We start from the raw sequence: 23,692 nt of genomic DNA, 5'->3' as shown, positions 1-23,692 counted from the left end.
GATGAAAGACGTCATCGTTTACGTCGAGCACCGCGGTGGACAGACCCGCAAGGTCACCTTCGAAATGGCTACGCAAGCTCGAGCATTGGCCGACGCGCTGGGCGGCAAAGCGCACGCGGTCATCCTCGGTAGCGGCGCGCAGCGCCTCGCGGGACAACTTGCAGCCTATCCGATCGACATCGTGCACGTCAGCGAAGACTCCGACGTCGACGCGTTTTTGCTCGACCCGGTCGTCGACTACGTCGCCGCCGTCGCTGGTTCTACCGGACCGGCGTTGCTGCTGGTTCCCAACACGTTGTCGGGCCGCGACGTGGCCGGCCGTCTCAGCGCTCGTCTCAAGGCCGGTCTCGCGGCCGACGTGACCGAGTTCCGTGTCGATAACGGCGCCGTCGCCTGCACCGCTCCGAAGATGGGCGGCGCGCTCGTGACGACCTGCACCATCCTGCCGGCCGACTACGGGATTGCTACCGTCCGCCCGAACGCGTTCGAGGCGCAAACCGCCGGAGCCGGCGCGCAGGTCGAGGCGATCGAGAAGCCCGCCGGCAAGCAGTACGTTGCCAAGATAGAGCGAGACGTAGAAGAGGGCGCCGGCGAACTGGCGCTCGAGGAGGCACCGGTCGTCGTGGCAGGCGGTCGCGGTCTCGGCGGACCCGAGCCGTTTGATACCATGCTCAAGCCGTTGGCGCGCGCGCTCGGCGGCGCCGTCGGCGCTTCGCGAGCTGCCGCCGATGCCGGATGGGTGCCTTACAGCCTGCAGATCGGCCAGACCGGCAAGACCGTCACGCCGAACCTATATATCGGCATCGGCATCTCGGGGGCGATCCAGCACAAGGTTGGCATGCGCTCGGCCGGCACGATCGTCGCCATTAATAAAGATGGTTCGGCCGCCATCGGCGAATTCTCCGACCTGCTCGTCGTGGGGGACGCCTTCGCAATCGTTCCGGAATTAACGAAATTGCTCGAATCCGCCAACGCGTCGTCGTAGGCGAACGTAAGGAATCATGAAACGACTTATCCTCTCGCTTATCGTCGTTGCCGGCACGGTTGGAGCGTTCGCCGCGACGACGCCCGCCGCACAGGCCGGACTGTTCGGCGGCAGCAAATCGTCGCCGACGCCTTCACCCATACCGTCGGCGTTGCCGACGGCTAGCCCGGAACCGCCGAACGTCGCGATTCCGCGGCTCGAAGCCAAGTTGAAAGCGAATCCGAACGATCAGCAAACGATGGCACAGCTCGCCGCCGAATTCTTGCAGATCAATCGTCCCGACCTCTCTGCGCAGTTGACGCATCATCTCATTCAGATCGGCGATAAAACGGCGCAGGTGTATTATTTCGACGGCGTCGCGATGGAGCAACTCGGTAACGACCAAGTCGGAACCTATGATTTGGAGCAAGCGTCGAATCTCGACCCCACCAACCTAGGCGTGCTCGCGCAGCTCGCCGAGGTATATCTCAAGCAGAATCGCCCGGCGGACGCCGAGCGCATCGCAAAACGCGGCGCGACGTTCAACAAAACCGAGCCCGAGGCGTTGATGACGCTCGGTAGCGTCTATGCGGCCGAGCAGAAGTTCGACGACGCTCGCGCCTCGTTCGAACAGGCGTATCTGCTCAACCCGAAAGATGTCTCGCCGATCTATCAGATCGCGACGACATACGCGCAGCAGAACAATATCCCGATGGCGATTCAAACGATCAACCGGGCATTGACGATCGACCCGAAGAGCGTTCAGGCACTGGTGTATAAGGCCGATCTGTACGCGAAGCAGCACGATGACGCGCAAGCCTCCGCAGCCTACGACGACGCGGTGGTCGCGGCGCCGAGCGACGACGATAAGGCGCTGATCATGGAGCGCAAAGCCAGCTACTTCATCACCGAGAAGAAATACCCGCAAGGTGAAGCGATCCTGGTGCAGGTGATAACGCAGTATCCCAAGATCGCTTCGGGATACGTCGCATACGGCACGTATTACGCGTCGCAGCACCAGCTTGACAAGGCCACCGCCAAATTGCAGCAAGCATTGCAAATCGATCCGAATAACGGACCGGCGTTGCTCACGCTGGGCGAGGTCTCGATGCAATCCGGCCACGCTAACGATAGCGTCGGTTATTTCAAAAAATACACGCAGGTGTCGCCCGACGCCCAAGGCTTTGCATTGCTAGGACAAGCGTATTCGCAAACGCACAATTATTCCGGCGCGCGCGATTCGTGCAGCCGTAGCTTCGAGCTGCAACGCTCGCCTGAAACGTTGGGATGCGTCGCCGGAGCTGACTATGAGCTGCGCAACTACAAAGAAGCGGCGAAGATCTTCGACGTTCTCGATCACAACGCACATGGGTTTCTCGATCAGAATCCCACGCTGTTGTACATTGCGGCCAAGTCGTATCAAGGCGCCGCTCAGTGCAGCAAGGCCGTGGCTGCCTACAAGCGACTGCTTCCGATGATGCGCAAAGGCACGAAGGACTACACCAACGTGCAGAAGTCGTCGACTGCAACCTGCCACGCTGCGTCAACGTCGAAACACGGGCACTGATATTCGTAACCGACCCGATCTTCGGGGAGCATCTGCGCGGGGTACCGCATTGCGAGGCACCCGAACGGGTTGAGGTGGTAGCGGCTCGACTACGTGCCGCCGGAGCCATCTCCCAAGAACTCTCGGCCGTCGACGCGACGGCCGAGCAGCTGTTGCGTGTGCACACGCCGGCCTATCTGGATCTCGTGCATCGCGAAACCGACCGGCTCGCGGTCGCGCGCTACCTATCCACCGGCGACGTGGTCGTCGGACCGGGCACCCGGGAAGCCGCTTATCGTGCTGCCGGCGCGGCGATCGTCGCCGTCGATGCCGCCGTGCGGGGCGACAGGGCGGTATTCGCGTTAGTCCGTCCGCCCGGGCATCATGCCGAACCCGACGCCGGGATGGGTTTTTGCGTGTTCAACAATGCGGCGGTCGCCGCACGGCATTTTCTGGCCGAACACGGCGGCCGGGTGCTCGTCCTCGATTTCGATTACCACCACGGCAACGGAACGCAGGCCGTCGCAGGCGACGGTCTTTCGTACGTCTCCACCCACGCGTGGCCAGCATACCCGGGAACCGGCGGGCGCGGCGGACGACGCGGAGCCGGCGAGATCCTCAACGTTCCGCTCCCGGCATCCGGGGTCTCGACCGAAGCCTTCGTCGCGATCTGGGAGCGGCTCGTGGCCGGCGCGGCAGCTCGCGTTCGTCCCGATCTCATCGTGGTCAGCGCGGGGTTCGATTTCGTCGCCGGCGATCCGGTGGGTGACTTGGGGGTGGACGTTTCGGCGACCCGAGGGATCGCCGGGGCGATATGCCGCGCCGCCGCAGAGTGCTGCGCATCAAGGGTAGCCTACGTCCTGGAGGGCGGCTACCTCGTCGCAGCGCTGAGCGACGGTATATCCGCCGTGGCCGATGTGAGCGATGCCGGCGTTCCGGTGCCGAGCGGCGCCGACTGGGGCGCGATCCCGCCGCCAATCGCCCGCCTCCTCTCCTAATTCTCAGAAAGCTCTCAAGGACAGGCGCCGGGCGCCACGAATTGGAGGCTAGTTGCTTAGGTCGCACCATTGGTGCGCCCGGGCAGCATCGCTATTTGAGGAGGTACTATGATCCGGAGACCACTCCGGCACGTCGTAACCGTTCTCGTTCTACTCGTCGCTTTTGCCGGACAGGAAACATGGGCACTGGCCGGCACGACGGGTGGTTTGAGCGGAACGGTCCTCGATGCCGGATCCGGCGCTCCCATTGCGGGAGCCAAAGTCCAAATTAGCAGCCCGTCGAACGTTTCGACCGGAACGACCGACGCGAGCGGCCACTTCGCATTCCTTACCCTACCCCCTGACACGTATACGGTGTCGGTCACCAAGACGGGATACCAGGACCTTAGCGTCCCAGGTCAGTCCGTTTTTGCGGACACCACCCAAACCCTAACGCTTCGCTTCTCGCCATCGTTACGCACCATCGCTCACGTTGCGGCGACAGCGGCCGGGTCGCTGGTGAAGTCGGGCACGACTTCGGATGTGTATTCGGTCAACTCGACCATGCAGCACGCTAGCGCGACCTTGGGTGGCGGCGGCTCGCTGAACTCCGCATATTCGGCAGTGGCCAGCGTTCCCGGCGCATACGTGCCGATGAACCAAACCGGCTACTATCAGACGATCACGATTCGCGGCGGCGACTTCGACCAAGTCGGTTACGAGTTTGACGGCGTGCCGATCAACCGCTCGTTCGACAACTATCCGTCCGGCTCGGCATCGTCGCTGGGCAACGCGGAAGTCCAAGTCTACGCTGGTTCTAGCCCGGCTAACTCGGAGAGCCAAGGTTTGGCCGGCTTCATTAACCAGGTCATCAAGACCGGCACCTATCCGGGCTACGCCGACGCGCAGCTCGGTGTTGGAACGCCGACCTTCTATCACCGCGCCGAAGTTGAAGTCGGAGGATCCACCCCGGATCGTCTGTTCTCGTACTATGTCGGCGTGGCGGGATATAACCAAGACTTCCGTTATCTCGACAACGAAAACGGATCGTCGTACGACAACTGGGTCGGAGCGCCGTTAGCGCCGATCTCGGACATCTCGTACGCGGGCGGCACCCAGTACGCAATGGGGCCGTTCAACTACGGTCTGTTGTCGTCCATCGCAGCTCGCGACGTCGTCGCGAACCTCCACATGTATATTCCGCACAAGAACGACTCCGGTCGTGACGACGTGCAGTTACTGTGGGACAGCGAATCCCTACACAACCTGTTCTATTCGACGACCAACGACATCACGTCGACAAGCGGTTGCGGAAACGCCACGAACGGCACGCAATGCGCAAATAACATAGGCCTCGGGACGCCGCAGTACCTGGACGGTTACCAGTTGAACTGTCAGGGCGCCGTCGGCGGAACGTTCTCGCCTGGCGGTCTGAACGGGCTCGGCTCGCGTTGCGTCAAGACGTACTATTACCCGAACAGCCAAAATCGCACCGCGTCGTTCATTAACTGTGCGACCGGTGGGGCGCCCACTTCGGCGTGCGCGATTCCCAACAGTGCCAGCGACACGATCTGGAACGATCAAGAGATCGTCAAGCTGCAGTACACCAAGAACTTCGGATCGACGGCGTTCTTGCGGCTCTACGGCTATACGTACTATAGCGACTGGCTGCAAAACGGCCCGCAATCCACGTATGCCGATTATGCCGGTTGCTGTTCGCCGGACTACGAACTGAACTCGCACACGCGTGGCGGCAGCTTGCAGTTCCAAGATCAGCTAAATCCGATGAACCTACTGTCGGTAACCGCTTCGTATGTTACCGCGAACAGCACTCGCGATAACAACACGCAGATGGTCAACTTCAGCGGCGCGCGCTCGTACGCGGCTGTGGCAGTTAACGCTGCGGATCCATATAGCGGATACTGTTACTCGGCTGGCGGGCAGTTAACGACCTGCGCCAAGGGTGCCGGCGCCGAATGGGCGACGTGGGGTAACCTCGGTTCGCCGAATATCTTCGGTCCGGCAGGGGCATTGCCGGGGTCTTGTCCCGATCCCAACGTCAAATCGACGAAGTGTACCTACCTGTTAGCAGAAAACGGTATGTACGCAACCTATAACCAAGTGGTACCGCAGTTCTTTGCAGCCTCGATCACCGATGAGATTCGTCCGTCGGACAAGTGGCTGATTAACCTCGGCGGTCGCGTCGATACGTACACGTACAACGGCTCGAACACCGATACTGGACAAGCGCGTGATTTCTTCACGCGTGCTTTCAATATCGACAACTGCATCAACAACATCAGCGGACAGCCGACTCCTAAAGTCGGCACGCTGGGTATTCCGGTGACGTCGGCATGCCCGACCGGCTACTCGGCCGCAAACTGGCAGAACACTCCGGCGAACTTCACCTACGATATCTGGCAGCCGCGTGTGAGTGGCACGTACACGGTCAATCCGACCAACGTCGTGCGTTTCTCGTACGGCCGCTACGACGAGCCACCGAACGCAGCGTACGAACAGTATAATACGTTGCAGAACGACCTCGCCGACTACGACGCGACCAACTTCTACGCGTTCGGTCGCACGTCACCGGGCTATCCGGTGGCACCCTCGACGTCGCTGAACTACGATCTTTCGTGGGAGCACGTCTTCAAGGGAACCGACATGTCGTTCAAGATCACGCCGTTCTTGCGTCAGACGCAAGACCAGATCCAGAACTTCTTCTTGGATCAGAAAACGGCGTTCATCTCGGGCCTGAACGTTGGCGACCAGCGTAGCCAAGGCGTGGAGTTTCAATTCCAAAAGGGTGACTTCGCGCGCAACGGCTTTGCGGGCGTCTTCTCGTTTACGTACACTAACTCGTACATCCATTACGGAACCCTGGCCTCTGGTGCGTATGGCACGACCGTGATCACCGGCACCAATCAAGTCATCTCGGACTACAACGCCTATACGTCGGCGTGCGCTCCGGGTGGCAAGTATTACGGTAAGATCGGTTACAACCACGTACCGATGTGTGGCACGGCCACCGACGCTAATGGCAATACCGTTCAGGCGGCTCCCTGTTATACGACGGCGGGCGTAGCCGTGTTGAGCAACTGTACGACTGCCGACGTCGGCAACCCGTACTGGAACAAGAGCGCGCAACTCCAGATCGACCCGGGAACGGCGTTCCCGACGTTCGACATCTTCCCGGGCGGCATCGGGAGTGGTGCAGCGGCGTACGGTGTACCGTACTTCGCATCGCTCATCCTAAACTACAAGCACGACCGGTTCACGTTCACCCCGTCGTTCCAGTTCGAAGGCGGCGGTAAATACGGCGTCCCGCAAACCAATCCCGGAATCAATCCGGCGGCGTGCGGTGCCGTGCTGCCGGGCGTTGCCGGCGCAAACGGTGGCGGCCGTTACGACGGATTGACGTGCGGTCAGGTGACCGCCATTCCCGACACCTACACGGGCGTCTTCGATCCACTCGGCTCGTTCACGCAACCGAACCTCATTGCGATGAACGCGCAAATGAGCTATCAGGTCTCTCCCCGTATCACGCTGAATGCGGTCTTCGCCAACATCCTCAACACGTGTTGGGGCGGCACGCAAGCACCGTGGACGACGACGAATCATAACGTCTGCGCATACGGCGCCGGCGGATTCGCGGGTGAGATCAACCCGGTCGGAAACACGGCCAACCCGGCCGGTTTCAACGGATCGATCGTTCAACCGTTTGTGAAGTATCCGTACAGCCCGCTGTTCGGACCGTTCAACCAAAACGGCAGCTCGACGGTCACTCCGTTCCAGATGTACTTCACCGCGAATATTCGCGTCTAGTATCGCTGGACTGGTAACACCAAAAGGGGCCTCCGCGAAAGCGGGGGCCTCTTTGTTTTCAGATGAGTAACATGAGACATAATACTCAAAACTTTTATCATTGGCTTGTAGGTTATCTTGATGGCTGCGACCCGATCGATCTTATCGTTGGTTCGGGCGCTCCTTGCCGCGAATATGAACCCGAGGCGAAAGCGGTTTTCCGGGCGTTACCTTCGATTGCAACGCCGGACGATGCTCCACGCGTGATCCACGAAGTTTTCCTAAGCAAGTTTGCCAATAATCTAAGAATCGTTGGTGAGCTCGAGCGATATCGCGAGATCGGACACACCATCTACCAGGCTTGGCATCAACACGACGAGCCTATTTTTTCAGATCGGAACCTCGGTGAGGTCTCTGAACGGCCCTAGCCGAAGTCGATCGCGGTCGGTGATAACTTACGGGGTTAGCGACGCAGCGAGCTTTTTGAGCTCGTCCAGACTGAGATCGCCGACCAGGGTGTAGTGCAGCGTGCCGTCATTCCAGGAAAGCACCGTATTTCGTCCACGCTCGAGATATTCGCCGTCGTTATTTCCGACTCGCGTCGAGGATGCGCCCTCGCGCGGGGTTGCCGAGCCGGCAGTGTTCTCGAAGATCGAGACGGTTCGCACGCCGTCCGAGTACAAGACGTGTACCGTCGCGGTGGAACGAACCGTCGCATCGTGACCTTCGACGGCGCAGAATCCTTCGGCTAACGTTTTGGGTACGCGCGCTGGGAAGCCGGCATCGCGAACGACACTCGAAACGTTTCTCGTCGAAACTCCGAACGTCGGACCGTGCACGACGGCGTAACTCGCCGGCACTTGGAAATCGGCGTTGGGCAGCGAGGCGACGTAGCGAACCTCTTGAAAACGCGTCTCGGATAGCAGCGTGCCGTCCGGCGCATATTCCTGACGGTCGAGAACGAGCTTGGTCGAATCGTCGATGCGCATAAGCATGGTCGTCGATCCGGTATAGCGATTGACGAGTCCGACAACTTTGACGTGCCGGCCGTCGAACGTCTCGTCGGCATGCGAGTCCGCGCGGTAGTTTTGACGAATAAGCGTGTAATTATCGTCGCGATCGATCGGGTCGCGAAGCGCATCGTTTTCAGTTTCGATGACGCGCCGTCGCTTGGAATCGACGAAGTAGCCTTCGGTTCCGCGTACCAGCACGACGTCGCCCTTGAGGCGTGAGGGTGACAAATACGTGCGTTCGGTGAGCCCTGGAGGCCGGTGTTCGACGCGATAGACCGCCGCCTCACCGTCTTCATCCCCGAACACGACCGACTGCACGACGCCGGTATACGTCAGTCCGGCCTGCGCGGTCGATGCCGCGTACACGATCGCATCAACCGGGTCGCGCGCGGGTGACGCCGACGAAATCGAGAGCGTTGCGGCTGCGGCGGCGAGACCGGCAGAAATCGCGATTCGCTTCATGGGGTGTTGTCCGAGCCTTCGGCCGTTTCATCAGACGTTAGCATCGCGGGCAACGCCGCCGCGTCTCCGAACGGTACGCTGGCTGCGAGTGCGGCATGATCCTCTAGATAATAGGTCGGGTCGAATCGCCGCGGAGTGCCGCCGTGGCGAGCGAATCCAAAATATGCGACCAGCAAGATGGCCGCGGCGATGGGAACGGCGGCCAATGGACGAAGCAGCGACGACCATCGCTCCCAAAAGCTTTCGCGGCGCTCGGTCGCATTGCGAACGATCGCCTGCGCAAATCCGAGCGGGAGTTCGCGTTCGGTCTCGCGTGCATGTGCGCGAAGCAAATCGCCGACCTGTAACTCGGCCTGGTAGGCTTCGAAGCAATCCGGGCACGCGCCCAAATGCTCGTGCAGGGCCGCATCGCGAGCGGGCGCCAATTCGCCGTGAGCGTAGTCGAGGAGTTCCTCGAAAGTCGGATGTGTGTCGTTCATGTTGAGGTCTTCATATGCCGGTCGATCAGTTTGCGCAATTGCGTGCGAGCGCGGTGAAGCCTGGAGCGGACCGTTCCCACCGAACAGCCGACGATCGTTGCGATTTCTTGATAACTACACTCCTCGATATCCGCAAGGACCACGATCCGGCGCTGCTCCGTGGAGAGCCCGTCCAGCGCACGAGCGATCGGTTCGCTGAACTGCCGCTCGACGTAATCGTCGATAGGCGTTTCGGTCAGCGTCGCTCCTGCCAGTGCTCGGGAGTCGTTCTCCTCGGGAAGTTCTACCAGATAACGTCCTTTATGCCGCCGAAGTTCGTCGCGGTGCAAATTCGTTACAATTCGGTAGATCCAAGAGAGGAACGAAGTTCCGGGTTTGAAGCTGCGCCACGCCCGGTAAACTCGGACGAACGCGTCCTGCGTGAGATCCCGTGCGTCGGCTTCATTCTCCGTCAGGCGCAACGCGAAGTTATAGGTCGCCTTACCGTATTGCTCGACGACGCTTTCAAGAAACGCCGTCTGTTCGTCGGACGGCGCCTCGTCAGGCCTGCGGGATGCTGCCATGAAGTTGGCAGTTTATCACCAACCGCTCGCACGGCCCTTCCGGACTGCGGACCTACTTAGCCCATAGCACCCTGGCGACCCACCAAAGGCCGGCCGCGACGACGGCAACGATGATGACAAATAGCGCCAGCTCGAGCATGACGATTCCCGCGAACTGACTGCCGCCGCAAAAAGCCACTACGTTGGCCAGTAGCGACAGTTTGAATCGCTCGAATGGGTTACTTCCCATGCCCGCGATCGACCGCGCCTCGGCGAGCGCGGCTTGCGGGTCCCACGACGCCGTGTCGACGATCGATCCGACGCGTCCTTGCGGGGTGACGATAAAGAGCTTGTCTCCATGTAAGAAGTTATCGGGAGCCAGACGCATCGACGGAACTTCAAACTCATCGAGCAATCGCACGATAGTCGAGCCCGGTCCGGTCAGCAAGCTCCACATCTCGTCGCGTGCTCCGTATGCGGAACCATACCGCCGCAGCACTTGCGGGGAATCGTACGGCGGATCCAGCGTTATTTCTACCAATGCGAAGCGCTTTGGGTCGAGGTGCGCTTGCAGATATGCAAATTTGCCGCTGATTGCCGGACAGAGCGTTCGATCGGGACAGCGTGTAAATACGAACGACAGCAGCGTCGTTCGACCGATAAAGGCCGTTTGCAACTGCAGCGGTCGCGCGTTTTGGTCGACCAGCAGCGCGCGCGGAAGCTGCGATCCGAGCTGCACCGGAATCACGCGGCCTGGTTGTGGAAAGCCGGGCGCAAACGGGCCGGCCGCCACTGGTTCGACGAGCGTCCAGGGCGCGGTCGATCGATCGAGCATCGCGTCGAACCCGGTATCTGCCGGTAGCCGCTCCATTCCATTTGGAATACGAACCAGCCGAATGCCGCTCGGTAGCGTATCTTGCACCGTATCGGTTCGTACGATGGCGCGGTTCGCGCCGGCGTGCTGCACTACGACGCCGTGCACCGGGAGCAACGACACGAGCGCGAAAATCGCTGCGATCACGTCGCGGCTGCCCGGTTGAGTGCGGAAAGCAGCGACGCATCCGTGTCGGTATCGTCGCGAACCGCAGCGATACGTCCGTTCGGATCGATAAAATATATCGCGGTGGCGTGCGCGTAATCGTAGTCGCCGTTGTTCTTTGGCAGGCGTTGCGCCCACACGCCGTAAGCGGTTTCGACCGCGTCGATCTGGGCTTGCGTGCCGGTCAAACCGGTGACGCCGGGAAAACGCGAAACGAACGCGTGCAATTCGGCCGGCCGGTCGCGCTGCGGATCTACCGTGATCATCGCGACGCCGACGGTTTGGCCGTGTTCTCGCGCTGAAGCGGCGAGATGCGACAAGCGTGCGAGCAGCGCCGGACACGTGTCCGCGCAGTGCGTGAAACCGAACGAAAGGAGCACGGCCGTATGCTGATTGGACAACTGCCATGCTTCCCCGGAATCCGAAACGAGCGTAAAATTGGCGGCAGACGGACGGTTGCTGCATGCAACGAGCAAGACGAGCGACGCGATTGCCGCGCCATGCCGGAACATACGCCGATTGTACGCCTCGCGCTACCAGCCGCATAGTAAATCTGTCGGTGACAGGGCTGCGGCGCCGCGCGGCCCAACCAAATAGGGATGTCCGCGATCGTTTTGTTATTACGCGTCGCCCTGGGCGCGACGTTGATCGCGGCCGGCGCACTCAAAATCCCGCACCCGGAACAACTGGCGGCCGCCATCGCCGGCTTCCGGCTATTGCCCGCGGGCGTCGTCGCGCCGCTCGCGTTAGGGCTGCCCTATTTCGAAGTGCTGGTGGGCCTATACGTTGCGATCGGCCTATTCACGCGCATCGCAGCATGGGTTGCCTGCGCGCAGTTCGTGGTGTACGCGGGCGCGATCGCCTCGGCGGTCGTGCGCGGCATTCCGGCTTCGTGCGGGTGCTTCGGTCCGACCGATACCGCGACCGCCGATTGGCCGCATGTAGCGGTCGACCTCGGACTCGCACTAGTCGGCGCCGTCGTCGCGTTCGGAGCGCCTGGCCCACTGTCCGTCGATAGGAGATTGCGAAAGTCGTGAACCAGAAAAACCTCGCCGTCGCCACCGTGGCAATCATCGCTGCGATCGTCGTAGGCGCGGTCGTGTGGCACTTCGCCGCACCCTCGCACCGCGTCGAATCGGCATCGCAACCTCCACCGCTCGGTCAAGCCACGGTTGGAACGATCGCTCCAGAGTTCGTTCTGCCGACGACGGACGGATTGTTCGACATGCAAAAAGCGCGCAAACCGGTGTTTCTGGAAGTGTTTGCAACGTGGTGTCCGCACTGCCAGCGCATGACGACCGTTGTCGACCAGCTGTATAATGCGTATAAATCGCGAGCGTCGTTTATCGGCGTTTCTGGCAGCAATCAAGGGATGGACGGCACGAGCGAGGCGTCGCAAGCCGACGTACTGGCGTGGATGCAGCGCTTCAAGGTTGCCTATCCGATCGCATACGATCCATCGTTGACCGTCGCCAACAGCTACCTTCGGGGCGGCTTTCCGACCTTCGCGATCGTCGGACGGGATGGTAAGGTTACGTATTTGAACAGCGGCGAGCTGAAATATTCAGATCTCGCCGCCGCTCTCGATACCGCGTTGCGCTAGTCGTTCGGCGGCCACTTGTAGTTGGGCGGAGGCACCGTCGGCTGCCCGACTTCCAGCGTGACTTGTTGGTGCGACAGCAACGGTATAGAGCGAAGATCGCCGTCGTACCGCGCGCCGTTCACGTAGGCGGTTACCGGGCCGCTGAGGCCGGCGACGCCGTTGCGATCGAGCGACTGCCCCCAAATATCGAAGAACATGCCCAGGGTGTACGGACCGCCGCCGGGCGGATTGATTTCGGGCGATTCGACGTGGATGATTCCGGTTTGATCGTGGGTGTGAATCCAGTATAAACACCCGCGAGGCGCCAAGACCGAGTTTTGCGCGAATCCGATGTATTTCGGTATCTGTATTTGCTTGCCGTTGTCGTACAGCGCGAGGTGCGTGTGAATGTGCAGATTCGCACCTTCTTCGGACAGGCAGGTTATACCGTCGACCGGCGCGCCCGCGCCACCCGTCCGCGTATTACCGATCTTGAAATGCCCGGCGCCGATCGTCCCGCCGTCGGTCAGTGTGACGGGTTTTGCTGACGCGTTGGGGCCGGGGCTGGGCGTTGCGTATGCCGCTTTTAGCGCCTGATCTTGCTGCACCCGCATGAGTGCGAAAATACCGATAATGGCGACGACGAGAACGCCGACGCCGACATACACGAAGAACATCGGATCGCGCCGCGGCGGCGGCGCACCCGGGCCCCCGCGCACTTGCCGGCGGCGATCGGTGCGAGACGGTTGTGGCATCGAGTCCCTTCTTTTATGAGGCCGATTCGTCGGCTGGGTCGAGCGATTTGCCCGGAACTAAGTAGTGTCGAACGTAGTCGGTCACCGCGTCGGACAACGACGTCGGCGCCTTTGCGTATCCGGCTTCGCGCAGCGAGTCCATCCGCGCACACGTCGCATATTGATATTTGGGCCGAAGTTGATCGGGCATATCGACGAACTCGATTTTCTCGTCGCGTCCGAGCGCTGCGAAGATCGGGCGCACCAGCTCCAGCCACGTCTGGGCTTTTCCGGATCCGACGTTATACAGACCGGATGCCTCCGACTCCGTGAGAAACAGCGTCATGTCGACCGCGTCTTTCACGTACACGAAATCGCGTTGCTGCTCGCCGTCGGCGAATTCTGGCCGGTAGCTCTTGAACAACGACACGGTACCGCCATCGCGAATTTGCTCGAACGCCTTATGCACTAAGCTACGCATGTTGCCTTTATGGTCTTCGTTCGGCCCGAAGACGTTGAAATATTTGATTCCGCAGATCGCACTGTCGAGTCCGGTGCGCGCGGCGTAGAGATCGAACAAATGCTTCGAATACGCGTACATATTGAGCGGTCGCAGGTCGCGAAGATCGAGACGATCCGAAAGATCGGTTTCGCGTGCCCCGTAGGTTGCAGCCGACGAAGCATAGACGAACCGGGCGGCGTTATCCACCGCCCACAGCGCGAGTTGCTTGGTATATTCGAAGTTGTTGCGCATCAGATAATCGGAATCCGTCTCGGTCGTCGACGAGCACGCGCCTAAGTGCACGATGGTTCCGACGTCGCCGAAGTCATCGCCATCGAGGGCGCGTGCCAAAAAGTCGTCGGCATCGACGTAGTCGGCAAAGCGCAGCGGCACTAAGTGTTTCCACTTCTCGGTTTCGTCGAGGCGATCGACGATCAAGATGTCGTCGATGCCGCGACGATTCAACGCCCAAACCAGAGCGCTTCCGATAAAACCGGCGCCGCCGGTGACGACGAGCCTTCGGCTAGAGAGATCCGTCATTGCGGTCTAATCCCTCGGGCCTTTCGGCGAGTCCTTCGCGGCGACGCCTCCCGTCACGCTCGAAGCCTTAGAACGGGGCGCTAAGGCGGAACAACACGTTTGTGCCGTTCGCGATTTGCGTCGTGTTGAATCCGTTGGCGACTTTAATCGGATACTGGTGATTGAGGATGTTACTCACGATCAACGAGACTCCGAGTCCCTGGTCGGTTCCGCGGCCCGGCGCCAGGCTGCGCCCCGCCGCCAGATCGAACGTTGTATGCGCCGGTAAGCGCCCACTGAGAACGGTGTTCGAGCTTTCGAATTCGACCGGAAAACCGCTGCCGTAGTTGCCCTGCAGCGTGGTGAACCACTGTTTGCGCTTACCAAACCGCCAGGTATAACCGGCGGTCGATACGACCGTTTCATCGTGGTCTTCCGGCGAGAGTTGCGCGACGCACGATTCACCGGGCGCGTTCGTATTGGGCGGAAACAAGAACGTCGACCCCGACACGCACGCAGCATACGATCCCGAAACGGTTCCGGTAAGGAACCATTCGTTGCCGTTCGGCACGCGGCCGTTCAGGCGCACTTCCATACCGGTGTCGAGACCGATCGCGTTATTGAATACGGCAAACAACGGCGTGTCGAGCAGTTGCGTCGTGTCGAGAATGTTGACGGCGGTTTTGCGGAAAACGTTGATCGAACCGGAAAGTTGGTTACTGAACGTATGCACCAAACCGGTTTCGAAATACGAATCGCTTTCAGGTTTCAAATTGTAGACCGGCGTTCCCGAGCAACCTTGTAAGACGACGCAATCCTGTCGCACGTCTTCGAGTAGTGGGGCGGCGTAGAACTTACCGTAGTAGACGTGCGCGGTATTCTTACCACCGTCCCAGATGTTGAGTCCGATGCGCGGACTCCATTGGAAACCGCTGGTGTATCCGGTCGAGTGATCGTATCGCAAACCGTAGTTGAGCTCCACGTTGGGCGAAAACTGCCACTTGTCTTGAATGTACGCGCCGACTTGCGAGCCGGCTTGGGCCTGATCGGTGGACGCCACGAGGTAATACGGTTGCGAGTGCTCGCCTCCCGATGCGCAGTCGGGATAATAGCATCCAAATGCTTGACTTGCCGTCAAATTCTCACGATTGATATCGATGCCGACTTTCCAAGCGTGATGTTTGGTTGCGCGAAAATCCGACATACGCAATCCGACGTATGACGCGTCGGTGTTGGAGAGCAGGCCGACGTTCTGCGTCGCGCCCGACCCGTCATCGGGTTGGGCACACACAGCACAACGGAGATCGGCACCGAACGGCGGCGTAACGCCGAGAACGTCGTTGGGTAAATCGCCGTCGTAGTTGACGCGCGTCGAACGCCACCACGGAACGACCTGAAAAACGCCGTCGCCGTCTTTCGACGTCTGCGTAAAGTTCAGATTGGAAAACTTGTCGTATTCGCGCTGTACGTCGTCGGTTGCAGCCGGCGTATAGATCGGGTCGTACCGGTTATTGGGATCGGTATTGATCGGAATCTGAAAAATCGCTAGCTGATTGGAGTAATCGAACGCCAGCGTCGACCGCGGGCTCAGTTGCGTGATGAATCGCAAGAACTGATCGCTCTGCGACGAGTTGTCGTGAATCGGGTCCAACGTCGGAGCGTCTAATCCGCGACTGGTGCTCTGCGAATTGGCGTTGAGGAAAATTTCGCTCGAACCAAAGCGCGCGGCGGTATCGAGACTGCCGATCAGCTGATCTTGGTTTCCGCCGCCGGCTTCGAGCGTCCCGTAAAAACCTTCCGGTAGATCGGTGGGCCGGCTGGTGATGATGTTGACGACGCCGCCCATACGGTCGCCACCGTATTCGGCCGGAATAGCGCCGGTCAACAGTTCGAGCGAGTCGATGTTTTTGGGATCGACGATCTCGGCAAAGTTCGACGTCGTCGCGAGCGGCAACGGCGCACCGTCGATGTTGTAGGTGACGCCATGGAACCCGTTGACGATCGGCTCGTTGTACGAGAACGGCACGACTCCCGGGAGCGTCGAGATGAGCTTGTCGAGGCTGTTCTGCACCGGCGATGCGGCGATGGCCGAGCGGTTGATCTGATTCACCGACGGCGCGTTGGCTTGTACGCCGGCGGTGGCGACGACGGTCGTCCGCGCAATCTCTTGCAAATGGGTCGTCAGCGGGACGTTGATGGTGGCGACGGTGTCGCTCGAGACGGTGACCGGAATTTGCAGTTCGTGAACGTTGGGCAACTTGGCGATGATGCGGTACGTTCCGAAGGGCACTTGTGAGAAGACGTAGTTTCCCTGGGAATCTGAAGTGACCGTGAAGCGCGAGCCTTCGCCCTCGAGGACGACGGTGGCACCCGCCGCCGGCTTACCATCGAGGGTGACGGTGCCGCGAACGAGGGCGGTCACCGCGGCAGAAATGGGCGCCGCGGGTACGCAAAACAAGATGACGGCCAGCGCCGCCAGGACGAAACGAGGCATGAGACTCCTTCGATCGAGGGGAGAAAGTGCGAGCGATTGGGCGCCGGTTAGGCGCAGAGGCTCGCGATCGGAGGAGGCCGGGCATAGCGGCGCCGGAGCGCCGGAGTGGCGGGACGTACGATCCGGCGGTACGCCGGAGGCGCGAAGACCGCGCGGGGGGAGAAACGGGTACGAGCGATGGCGACGACGACCGCCGCAATCGAGCGCACGAGAAACTGGGCGACCTTGCAGATGAGGGCCGCACAGGCCACGAGGGCGGCCAGAACGATGCCTAGGCCGGCGCCGGCATGAGGCGCCTCGGCGTGCTCGATGAGAAAGTACCAGGCGGCAGCGCAGCCCGCGACGGCCGGCCAGCCGGGAAGGTGCGAGCTCAGCCGAGCCCCGAGCACGGTCCCGTCTGCGAGCCGGCGTGCGTCCCAGGCGAGAGCGCCCCAGGCGAGCGCAAGGGCCGAAGCGACCGCGACGGCACCCTGGATCAGGGCCTCGTGAAGATCGCCGCCGACGGCATGCCCGTTGCCGAAGAGCACCGCGTGGGTGAATAGAGAGGCGAGGAGGCCGAGGCCAAGGGCCCCAGGCATCTTCCGGACGGGCACGCGGGTTGTTTCTGATACTTCCGCGAGGAGGCCTTGGACCCGCGTCGTACTGACGTGGCCCGCCGATGCGGTCTTCTCAGGGTGGAGTGGAGAATTCGTGTGATGCTGAGCAGGTTAGGGTCGTGAGAACGCGCTCGTTGATCGAAAATGCGGACACCGTGAGCTTGGTGTGCGCGCTGTTGGAACGTTTTCCGGAAATCGCGTCGATCCGGTCGTTGCCGCCCGAACGGACGTTGCGTTCGACGATGGCGTTGCGCCAACGACTCGACCGCGCCGCGCAAACCGCTCTCATCGAGATGATCGACGACCACGTTCGATCGTTTCTCTCGCTCGCGCAAGAAGAGCCACGAGTGCTCCGCGTCGAGTGTGAAGGCGATCGTTCCATGACGTTCGTTCATATTACCCGCGATCTGGAGAGCGTCTCTAAGGAAGAGCTTGAACTGCACGTCGCATATTTCAAGCAGCGCTTCGGTGACTCGCTCGTGCGGACGCCGGTTCCCGACGACCAGTTCGAGGCCGATCCGATCGCGCAAGACGAGGCGGCCATGTACGCCGTCGAAGCGCTGAGAGATCCGGCGCAGTCCAAGAGTCTCGTCGGATTTCGAGAAGAGAAGCGCGTGCTCGTGTACTTTCTCAAGTCGCGTAAGAAAGCCAAGGCGTCGGCGCGGCGATAACCTCAACAACGATTACCATCCTGCTCATCGGCGACGTCGTCGGTTCGCCCGGTCGCGATACACTCAAGCGATGTGTGGCGCTGGCGCGCGAGCAGCACGCTGTGGATGCCTGCATCGCGAACGGCGAAAACGCCGCCGGCGGTTTCGGCCTGACCGCGCAAACGGCGACCGAAATGTTCGAAAGCGGCGTCGACTTCATCACGAGCGGCAATCATATCTACGATAAACGCGACTTCAAGGACTACCTCGAGTCGAGCGATCGCGTGATTCGGCCGGCCAACTATCCGCCCACCGCTCCCGGCCACGGGAGCGGTACGTTCACGGCGGGGGGCGTCACGATCGGCGTTCTGAATTTGATGGGCCGCACGTTTATGCCGCCGGTCGACGACCCGTTTCGCTGTGCCGACGAGCAGCTCGAAGACCTGAGCCGGCGCTCGAAGGTCATCGTGGTCGACGTGCACGCGGAAGCGACGTCCGAAAAGGTCGCATTAGGTCAGTATCTGGATGGACGCGTCGCCTGCGTGTACGGTACGCACACGCACGTACAGACTTCCGACGAACAGATTTTGCCCAAGGGTACGGCATACATCAGCGATGTCGGAATGACCGGCCCGTCCGCGGGTGTCATTGGGATGGAGTCGCGCGCGGTACTCGATCGGTTTCTCAATGGAGTCTCGGACCGCTTCAACGTTCAGAAGGACGGGCCAAAACAGTTTTGCGCCGCGGTCGTCACCATCGACGCGGCGACCGGAACCGCGTCGGCAATCAAACGGATATTCTTGCGAGGCCTGGCATAAGTGAGCGTCGACGGTCCGCTCAAAGTGTCCGGCAAAAGCAGTCCCAACGCGGTCGCTGGCGCGCTGGCGGCGTCGCTGCGCGAACGCGAATCGGCCGAACTGCAGGCTGTCGGTGCGGCAGCTATCAATCAGGCAGTCAAAGCCGTGGCGATTGCCCGTGGCTATCTCAAGCCATCCGGATTTGAAGTCGTGTGCGTTCCCGCGTTCGTCACCGTCGCGATCGGTGAGAACGAGCGCACCGGCATCTCGCTCGTGGTCGAACGCCGGCCCATCTCAACTGGAGAAGCCTCCTTATAATGGTAGTCGATTTTCATTCACACTCGAACGTGAGCGACGGAACGCTCGAACCACAAGCGCTGGCCGACTTCATGGCCGAACGCAAGGTCGAGATTTTTTGCATCTCCGATCACGATACGCTCGGTGCATACAGCCAGTTCGAGGCCGGAGCGGGCACGCGGTACATCACCGGCATCGAGATCAACACGACGTGGCGCCAGAACGAAGTCCACGTTTTGGGCTATAACGTGCCGTTGGGCGAGTCGCCGATTAACGAGCTGCTGGAATACAATCAAGAACAGCGGCGCCAACGCGCGCATAAAATGGTGCACCAATTGCGTGCCGCCGGCTACGGTCTGACGATCGAGGACGTGTTGCGCGAAGCGGGCGAGGCCGACTCCGTCGGACGTCCCCACGTCGCCAAGGCGCTGGTGCGCACCGAGATGACCGAGAGCGTTTCGACCGCCTTTCGCGACCTGCTTGGAGACGGCAAGCCGGGCTACGTGCCGCAGCTCTACACCACCCCGCAAAAAGCGATCGACTCGATCCTAGCGGCCGGTGGAATTCCCGTGCTCGCGCATCCGGGTCGCTTGCGCGATCGCGAACTCATCGACGAACTCGCACCCAATGGGTTGCGCGGTATCGAAGTGTTTTATCCGTTGCACGAGCCGGCGGACGTCGCCGAGTTTCGTGAGAAAGCGCGTCACTACGGCTTGGTTATGACGGCGGGCATGGACTTTCACGACATCCGTTATCACACCAAGGGCGTCGGGATGGACGTCGACCCTGCCGACGTGGCCGATTTCCTCGAACTTGTGGAAGTGTACGCCTAAGCGCGCGCGAGCGCGGCGTTCACCAGATCGCGTACGGCATTGGCACGGCCGGCGGCATCGCGTTCGATGGTTTCGAGCGCCTGCTTTTGCCGTTCTATAGAAGCTTCGTCACGCATGTAGCGGTGGTTGACGCGAACGTTATAGGCGCACGCGGCGACTGCCGCCGCTCCAAATTCCGCTGCACAGCCCACATCGCTCGCTAGCCCGGTATTGCCGGCGGCGGCGATCCCTTGCGCCAACTCGATCACGTCGCCCGCGAGCGCGGCGCAATGCAGCGGTGCATCTGCTGCTTCGGTGAGAGCAAGTTGCAGCGCCGCAGTACGAGCCGAGCGTTCGACATCTGTATTTTTCGGCATCGCCTGCGCGTCGACGACCGAGCTGAAGGCTCGCTCGTCACGAGCCCGGGCCTCGTCGAGACCGCGCCGCAACACGTCGGCCCGCCGCACGAGTTCTGCGGCTTCCGGTGCGAACGCAATAAACTTCGCCGCGCGGAACGTGAGCCGTCCGACCATTGCGACCAGGGCGGCCCCGAGCGCTGCGACAATTGCGGCCGCACTGCCGCCGCCGGGTACCGGCGCGTCCGAAGCCAGCCGTTCGAGATAGGCGTCGATCGTGTCCACGCAATCAACGTTGGCGCAGGCGCTTGCGGCGCCCTGGAACGTACCGGCGGAGGTAAGCGCGGCAGCGCCGAAGGCAGTCGGCATATCGAACCAACGCAAGGAAGGAACAGAATTCGTGCCAGTTTTGGATAGGACCGCCGGCGACGTCAAGGACATGGGATTAGCCGAGGCGGGCCGTTCGCGAATCGCATGGGCGGCGGCATACATGCCCGTGCTCGCGCAGATTCGCGAGCGCTTCGAACAGGAGAAGCCGCTAGCCGGCCTTCGCATTGGGGCGTGTCTGCACGTGACGACCGAAACCGCCAATCTGATGCTGGCCCTGCAAGCCGGCGGCGCCGAGATCTCGCTGTGCGCCAGCAATCCGTTGTCGACCCAAGACGACGTCGCGGCAGCGCTGTGCGAGTACGGGATTCCGACCTATGCAATCAAAGGTGAAGACCACCCCACGTATTACGGGCATATCGAATCGGTGGTCGCGACGCATCCGCAGATGTCGATGGACGATGGCTGCGACTTGGTGACGACCATCTTTACCAAACATCCCGAGCTGCTCGACGGCATGATCGGCGGATGTGAAGAGACGACCACCGGCGTCATTCGCCTCAAGGCGATGCAGAAGGACGGCGTGCTACCGTATCCCGTCGTTGCGGTCAACAACGCGCAAACGAAGTATATGTTCGATAACCGCTACGGAACCGGACAGTCGACGCTCGACGGCATCATCCGCGCGACCAACGTGTTGCTTGCGGGGCGAACTCTGGTCGTTGTCGGCTATGGCTGGTGCGGACGCGGTATCGCTTCGCGCGCGGCCGGTCTGGGCGCGCACGTCGTCGTCACCGAAGTCGATCCGCGTAAAGCGATCGAAGCACAGATGGACGGGTTCCGCGTGATGCCGATCGCCGACGCGGCGAAGATCGGCGATGTTTTCGTGACGGTGACCGGCAACTATCACGTGATTCGCGAGGAGCATTTCGCGCTGATGCGGGATGGCGCGATCGTCGCCAACTCAGGGCACTTTAACGACGAGTTGGATCTCGACGGTATCAAGCGATTGAGCCGCGGGGTCACGACGCCTCGCACGTTCGTCGAGCAGTTCGAGATGCACGATGGCCGTAAGGTCTGCATTTTGGCCGAAGGCCGGTTGATCAACCTCGCGGCCGGCGAGGGTCACCCGGCGGCGGTGATGGATATGTCGTTTGCCAATCAAGCCATGGCGGCTGCGTATCTCGCCAAGAATTATACAAATCTCGAAAAGCAAGTGTACGACGTGCCGCTCGAGATCGACGAGGAGGTCGCGGCGCTCAAGCTCGCATCGATGGGAATCGATATCGACGTGCTGACGCCCGAACAGGAGAAGTACATGGCATCTTGGTCGGAGGGAACCTAAGTGGCGTACCGGCGATTCTTTAGCAGCGAATCGGTGACCGAAGGTCATCCGGATAAGCTCGCCGATCAAATTTCCGACGCCGTGCTCGATGCGCTGATCGAAAAAGATCCGCTCTCGCGCGTCGCGGTCGAAACGTTTGCGATCACCGGCCAGATTCATTTGGCCGGCGAGGTCACGACTAAGACGTACATCGATTTGCCCAAACTCGTGCGCGAAACGATTCGAGAGGTCGGCTACACCCGATCGTCGGTCGGCTTCGACGCCGACACGTGTGGCGTCAGCATCTCGATCGACGAACAATCGCCCGACATCGCCGTCGGCGTCAATAAATCGCTCGAAGCAAAAGGCGGCGACGACGATCCGTTCGATCTGATTGGTGCCGGCGATCAAGGGCTGATGTTCGGTTTCGCGTGTCGCGAAACGGCCGAGCTGATGCCGCTGCCAATCACGCTGGCTCACAATCTCACGCGTCATCTGGCGGCCGTGCGTAAGAATGGTAACATTCCATATCTTCGGCCGGATGGCAAGTCACAGGTGACGATCGAGTACGACGGACACAAACCGATCCGCGTCGACGCGGTCGTGATTTCGGCGCAGCACGACCCCGATATCGGGCTCGAAACGATTCGCCGCGAGATTACCGAGAAGGTGATCGACCACGTGATCCCCGCCTCGATGCGCGACTCGAACACGCGTGTATACGTAAATCCAACCGGACGTTTCGTGATCGGCGGCCCGAAGGGCGACGCCGGATTAACCGGACGCAAAATCATCGCAGACACGTATGGCGGCATGGCCCGTCATGGCGGCGGCGCGTTCTCGGGTAAGGATCCGACCAAGGTGGATCGCTCGAGCGCATACGCGGCGCGCTGGGTTGCTAAGAACGTTGTAGCGGCCGGCTTAGCCGATCGATGCGAACTCCAAGTTGCCTACGCGATCGGTGTCGCGCATCCGATGAACGTTTTCATCGAAACGTTCGGAACTGCAAAGATCGACGAAGCCGTGATTGCCAAAGCGGTCACCGACGTTTTCGACTTGCGTCCGGCGGCCATCATCCAAGCGTTAGATCTCCGCCGCCCGATCTACAAGCAGACCGCGTCGTACGGACACTTCGGACGACCGGATTTAGACCTGCCGTGGGAACGGCTCGATCGCGTGGAGGCGTTGCGCAATGCCACGGGTTTTACCGGTGAAGCGCTACGGGTACCGAACTTTGCGCAATAAGATCGCATTCGCGCTGGCGTTTTTGGCCGTCGCCGCAACGGCCATCGCTGCAGCGCCCTCGTCGGCTGCGGCAACCCTTACAACCAGTTCGAAGATTACCGCCGGCACGAAATTACAGTGCGTGCTCGGTGGTCCCGTCAACTCGGCCAACCTGCACGTCGGCGATACGTTTAAGTTGCTGATCGACGATCCGTCGCAACCAGCATTGACGGGCGCTGCAATTCACGGCCGCATCACGGATGTCGCACAGCCGGCCGGACTCACCCGCGCACGCATCGGCTTTGTCCTCGATTATCTGACGTTTCGGAGTGGAACGCGTGCAGCGATTCACGCAATCATTCTCAATAAGAACGTCGTGCAATCGAATACTGCGGCCGTGCACAAAGAGCAGATGAAGTTTTCTTTGCCGCCGATGCCGACCAGCAAGGTCACGCCGGGCCCAATAGCGTGGCAGATGACCTTCCGCAAAGATGCCGCGCCATCGGTGACGCCGCCTCCGGCGGGCAATACGAGCGGTTACCTGTACGCGCAGAAATCTAATGAAACTATCGTTATTCCTCCGGGCGCGCCGGTTACGATTCAACTGACGCACGACTTGACGGTTCAGTAACGACGAGCCGTCGGCAGGACG

The 23,692-nt window shown here is 60.9% G+C and carries 24 protein-coding genes; 14 read left to right on the top strand and 10 right to left on the bottom strand.

Translation table 11 applies throughout. From position 1 onward, the window contains the following. The first annotated feature begins 1 nt into the window (after position 1). The 5 genes from VGF98_02790 to VGF98_02770 all read left to right on the top strand — a co-directional run bounded on the left by VGF98_02790 (position 2) and on the right by VGF98_02770 (position 7,719). Positions 2-985 (top strand): electron transfer flavoprotein subunit alpha/FixB family protein, encoded by a 984-nt coding sequence (locus VGF98_02790; GenBank protein ID HEY1680552.1) that lies wholly within the window; start codon positions 2-4, stop codon positions 983-985. Between the two features lie 16 nt (positions 986-1,001). Beyond that, complete coding sequence (locus VGF98_02785) at positions 1,002-2,531, top strand: tetratricopeptide repeat protein (protein HEY1680551.1); 1,530 nt, start codon at positions 1,002-1,004, stop codon at positions 2,529-2,531. Next, positions 2,495-3,508 carry a histone deacetylase gene (locus VGF98_02780; protein ID HEY1680550.1) on the top strand — a complete coding sequence of 338 codons (1,014 nt, stop codon included), beginning with the start codon at positions 2,495-2,497 and terminating at the stop codon, positions 3,506-3,508. Before VGF98_02785 ends, VGF98_02780 begins: the two co-directional genes overlap by 37 nt. A gap of 108 nt (positions 3,509-3,616) precedes the next feature. Beyond that, positions 3,617-7,312, top strand: a complete 3,696-nt coding sequence (locus VGF98_02775) for a TonB-dependent receptor (protein ID HEY1680549.1) — start codon at positions 3,617-3,619, stop codon at positions 7,310-7,312. 71 nt (positions 7,313-7,383) lie between these two features. Next, positions 7,384-7,719, top strand: coding sequence for a hypothetical protein (locus tag VGF98_02770; GenBank protein ID HEY1680548.1), 336 nt, complete (start codon positions 7,384-7,386; stop codon positions 7,717-7,719). A 27-nt stretch (positions 7,720-7,746) separates the two neighbouring features. Here the strand turns inward: VGF98_02770 and VGF98_02765 are convergent, their stop codons facing one another. The 5 genes from VGF98_02765 to VGF98_02745 are packed head-to-tail and all read right to left on the bottom strand — an operon-like array spanning position 7,747 to position 11,338. Further along, positions 7,747-8,766, bottom strand: coding sequence for a DUF4367 domain-containing protein (locus tag VGF98_02765; GenBank protein HEY1680547.1), 1,020 nt, complete (start codon positions 8,764-8,766; stop codon positions 7,747-7,749). After that, a complete protein-coding gene (locus VGF98_02760; GenBank protein HEY1680546.1) occupies positions 8,763-9,245 on the bottom strand; it encodes a hypothetical protein in 483 nt (160 codons plus the stop codon). The genes VGF98_02765 and VGF98_02760 overlap by 4 nt, the downstream gene beginning before the upstream one ends. After that, positions 9,242-9,808: a sigma-70 family RNA polymerase sigma factor gene (locus VGF98_02755; protein HEY1680545.1), complete on the bottom strand. Its 567-nt coding sequence runs from the start codon at positions 9,806-9,808 to the stop codon at positions 9,242-9,244. The genes VGF98_02760 and VGF98_02755 overlap by 4 nt, the downstream gene beginning before the upstream one ends. Before the next feature lie 52 nt (positions 9,809-9,860). Beyond that, a complete protein-coding gene (locus tag VGF98_02750) occupies positions 9,861-10,808 on the bottom strand; it encodes an SCO family protein (protein HEY1680544.1) in 948 nt (315 codons plus the stop codon). After that, on the bottom strand, positions 10,805-11,338 hold the full coding sequence (locus tag VGF98_02745; protein ID HEY1680543.1) for an SCO family protein: 534 nt from the start codon (positions 11,336-11,338) through the stop codon (positions 10,805-10,807). The genes VGF98_02750 and VGF98_02745 overlap by 4 nt, the downstream gene beginning before the upstream one ends. 87 nt (positions 11,339-11,425) lie before the next feature. Here VGF98_02745 and VGF98_02740 point away from each other — a divergent pair, with 87 nt between their 5' ends. Continuing rightward, positions 11,426-11,863, top strand: coding sequence for a MauE/DoxX family redox-associated membrane protein (locus VGF98_02740; GenBank protein ID HEY1680542.1), 438 nt, complete (start codon positions 11,426-11,428; stop codon positions 11,861-11,863). Continuing rightward, complete coding sequence (locus VGF98_02735) at positions 11,860-12,429, top strand: TlpA disulfide reductase family protein (protein HEY1680541.1); 570 nt, start codon at positions 11,860-11,862, stop codon at positions 12,427-12,429. The genes VGF98_02740 and VGF98_02735 overlap by 4 nt, the downstream gene beginning before the upstream one ends. On the opposite strand, the gene VGF98_02730 is transcribed toward VGF98_02735, so the two are convergent. From VGF98_02730 to VGF98_02715, 4 genes are all read right to left on the bottom strand, one after another. Next, entirely contained in the window at positions 12,426-13,163 is a 738-nt protein-coding gene (locus VGF98_02730; protein ID HEY1680540.1) for a hypothetical protein, read from the bottom strand. The genes VGF98_02735 and VGF98_02730 overlap by 4 nt on opposite strands. A 13-nt stretch (positions 13,164-13,176) precedes the next feature. Then, on the bottom strand, positions 13,177-14,184 hold the full coding sequence (gene rfaD / locus VGF98_02725; protein HEY1680539.1) for an ADP-glyceromanno-heptose 6-epimerase: 1,008 nt from the start codon (positions 14,182-14,184) through the stop codon (positions 13,177-13,179). A 67-nt stretch (positions 14,185-14,251) separates the two neighbouring features. Next, on the bottom strand, positions 14,252-16,657 hold the full coding sequence (locus tag VGF98_02720) for a TonB-dependent receptor (GenBank protein ID HEY1680538.1): 2,406 nt from the start codon (positions 16,655-16,657) through the stop codon (positions 14,252-14,254). Between the two features lie 47 nt (positions 16,658-16,704). Then, positions 16,705-17,250: a hypothetical protein gene (locus VGF98_02715; GenBank protein ID HEY1680537.1), complete on the bottom strand. Its 546-nt coding sequence runs from the start codon at positions 17,248-17,250 to the stop codon at positions 16,705-16,707. A 122-nt stretch (positions 17,251-17,372) separates the two neighbouring features. Here VGF98_02715 and VGF98_02710 point away from each other — a divergent pair, with 122 nt between their 5' ends. Genes VGF98_02710 through VGF98_02695 form a run of 4 tightly spaced genes read left to right on the top strand, consistent with a single transcriptional unit; the run spans position 17,373 to position 19,830 of the window. Continuing rightward, the gene (locus VGF98_02710) at positions 17,373-17,924 is read left to right on the top strand and encodes a hypothetical protein (GenBank protein ID HEY1680536.1); all 552 of its coding nucleotides are present in this window, start codon (positions 17,373-17,375) and stop codon (positions 17,922-17,924) included. Next, positions 17,921-18,721 carry a TIGR00282 family metallophosphoesterase gene (locus VGF98_02705; GenBank protein ID HEY1680535.1) on the top strand — a complete coding sequence of 267 codons (801 nt, stop codon included), beginning with the start codon at positions 17,921-17,923 and terminating at the stop codon, positions 18,719-18,721. Before VGF98_02710 ends, VGF98_02705 begins: the two co-directional genes overlap by 4 nt. Continuing rightward, the gene (locus tag VGF98_02700) at positions 18,722-19,018 is read left to right on the top strand and encodes a stage V sporulation protein S (GenBank protein ID HEY1680534.1); all 297 of its coding nucleotides are present in this window, start codon (positions 18,722-18,724) and stop codon (positions 19,016-19,018) included. Then, on the top strand, positions 19,018-19,830 hold the full coding sequence (locus tag VGF98_02695; protein HEY1680533.1) for a PHP domain-containing protein: 813 nt from the start codon (positions 19,018-19,020) through the stop codon (positions 19,828-19,830). The genes VGF98_02700 and VGF98_02695 overlap by 1 nt, the downstream gene beginning before the upstream one ends. Here the strand turns inward: VGF98_02695 and VGF98_02690 are convergent. Continuing rightward, on the bottom strand, positions 19,827-20,549 hold the full coding sequence (locus VGF98_02690) for a cyclodeaminase/cyclohydrolase family protein (GenBank protein ID HEY1680532.1): 723 nt from the start codon (positions 20,547-20,549) through the stop codon (positions 19,827-19,829). The genes VGF98_02695 and VGF98_02690 overlap by 4 nt on opposite strands. Before the next feature lie 16 nt (positions 20,550-20,565). Here VGF98_02690 and VGF98_02685 point away from each other — a divergent pair, with 16 nt between their 5' ends. The 3 genes from VGF98_02685 to VGF98_02675 are packed head-to-tail and all read left to right on the top strand — an operon-like array spanning position 20,566 to position 23,671. After that, a complete protein-coding gene (locus tag VGF98_02685; GenBank protein HEY1680531.1) occupies positions 20,566-21,837 on the top strand; it encodes an adenosylhomocysteinase in 1,272 nt (423 codons plus the stop codon). Then, positions 21,838-23,061 carry a methionine adenosyltransferase gene (gene metK, locus VGF98_02680; protein ID HEY1680530.1) on the top strand — a complete coding sequence of 408 codons (1,224 nt, stop codon included), beginning with the start codon at positions 21,838-21,840 and terminating at the stop codon, positions 23,059-23,061. Next, positions 23,051-23,671 carry a hypothetical protein gene (locus VGF98_02675; GenBank protein HEY1680529.1) on the top strand — a complete coding sequence of 207 codons (621 nt, stop codon included), beginning with the start codon at positions 23,051-23,053 and terminating at the stop codon, positions 23,669-23,671. Before metK ends, VGF98_02675 begins: the two co-directional genes overlap by 11 nt. Positions 23,672-23,692: the final 21 nt, after the last annotated feature.

This window comes from Candidatus Tumulicola sp. (genome assembly GCA_036490475.1).
Taxonomy (GTDB): Bacteria; Vulcanimicrobiota; Vulcanimicrobiia; order Vulcanimicrobiales; family Vulcanimicrobiaceae; genus Tumulicola.
The sequence above is the reverse complement of the archived record's forward strand: the minus strand, read 5'-3'. Positions and strand labels throughout refer to the sequence as shown.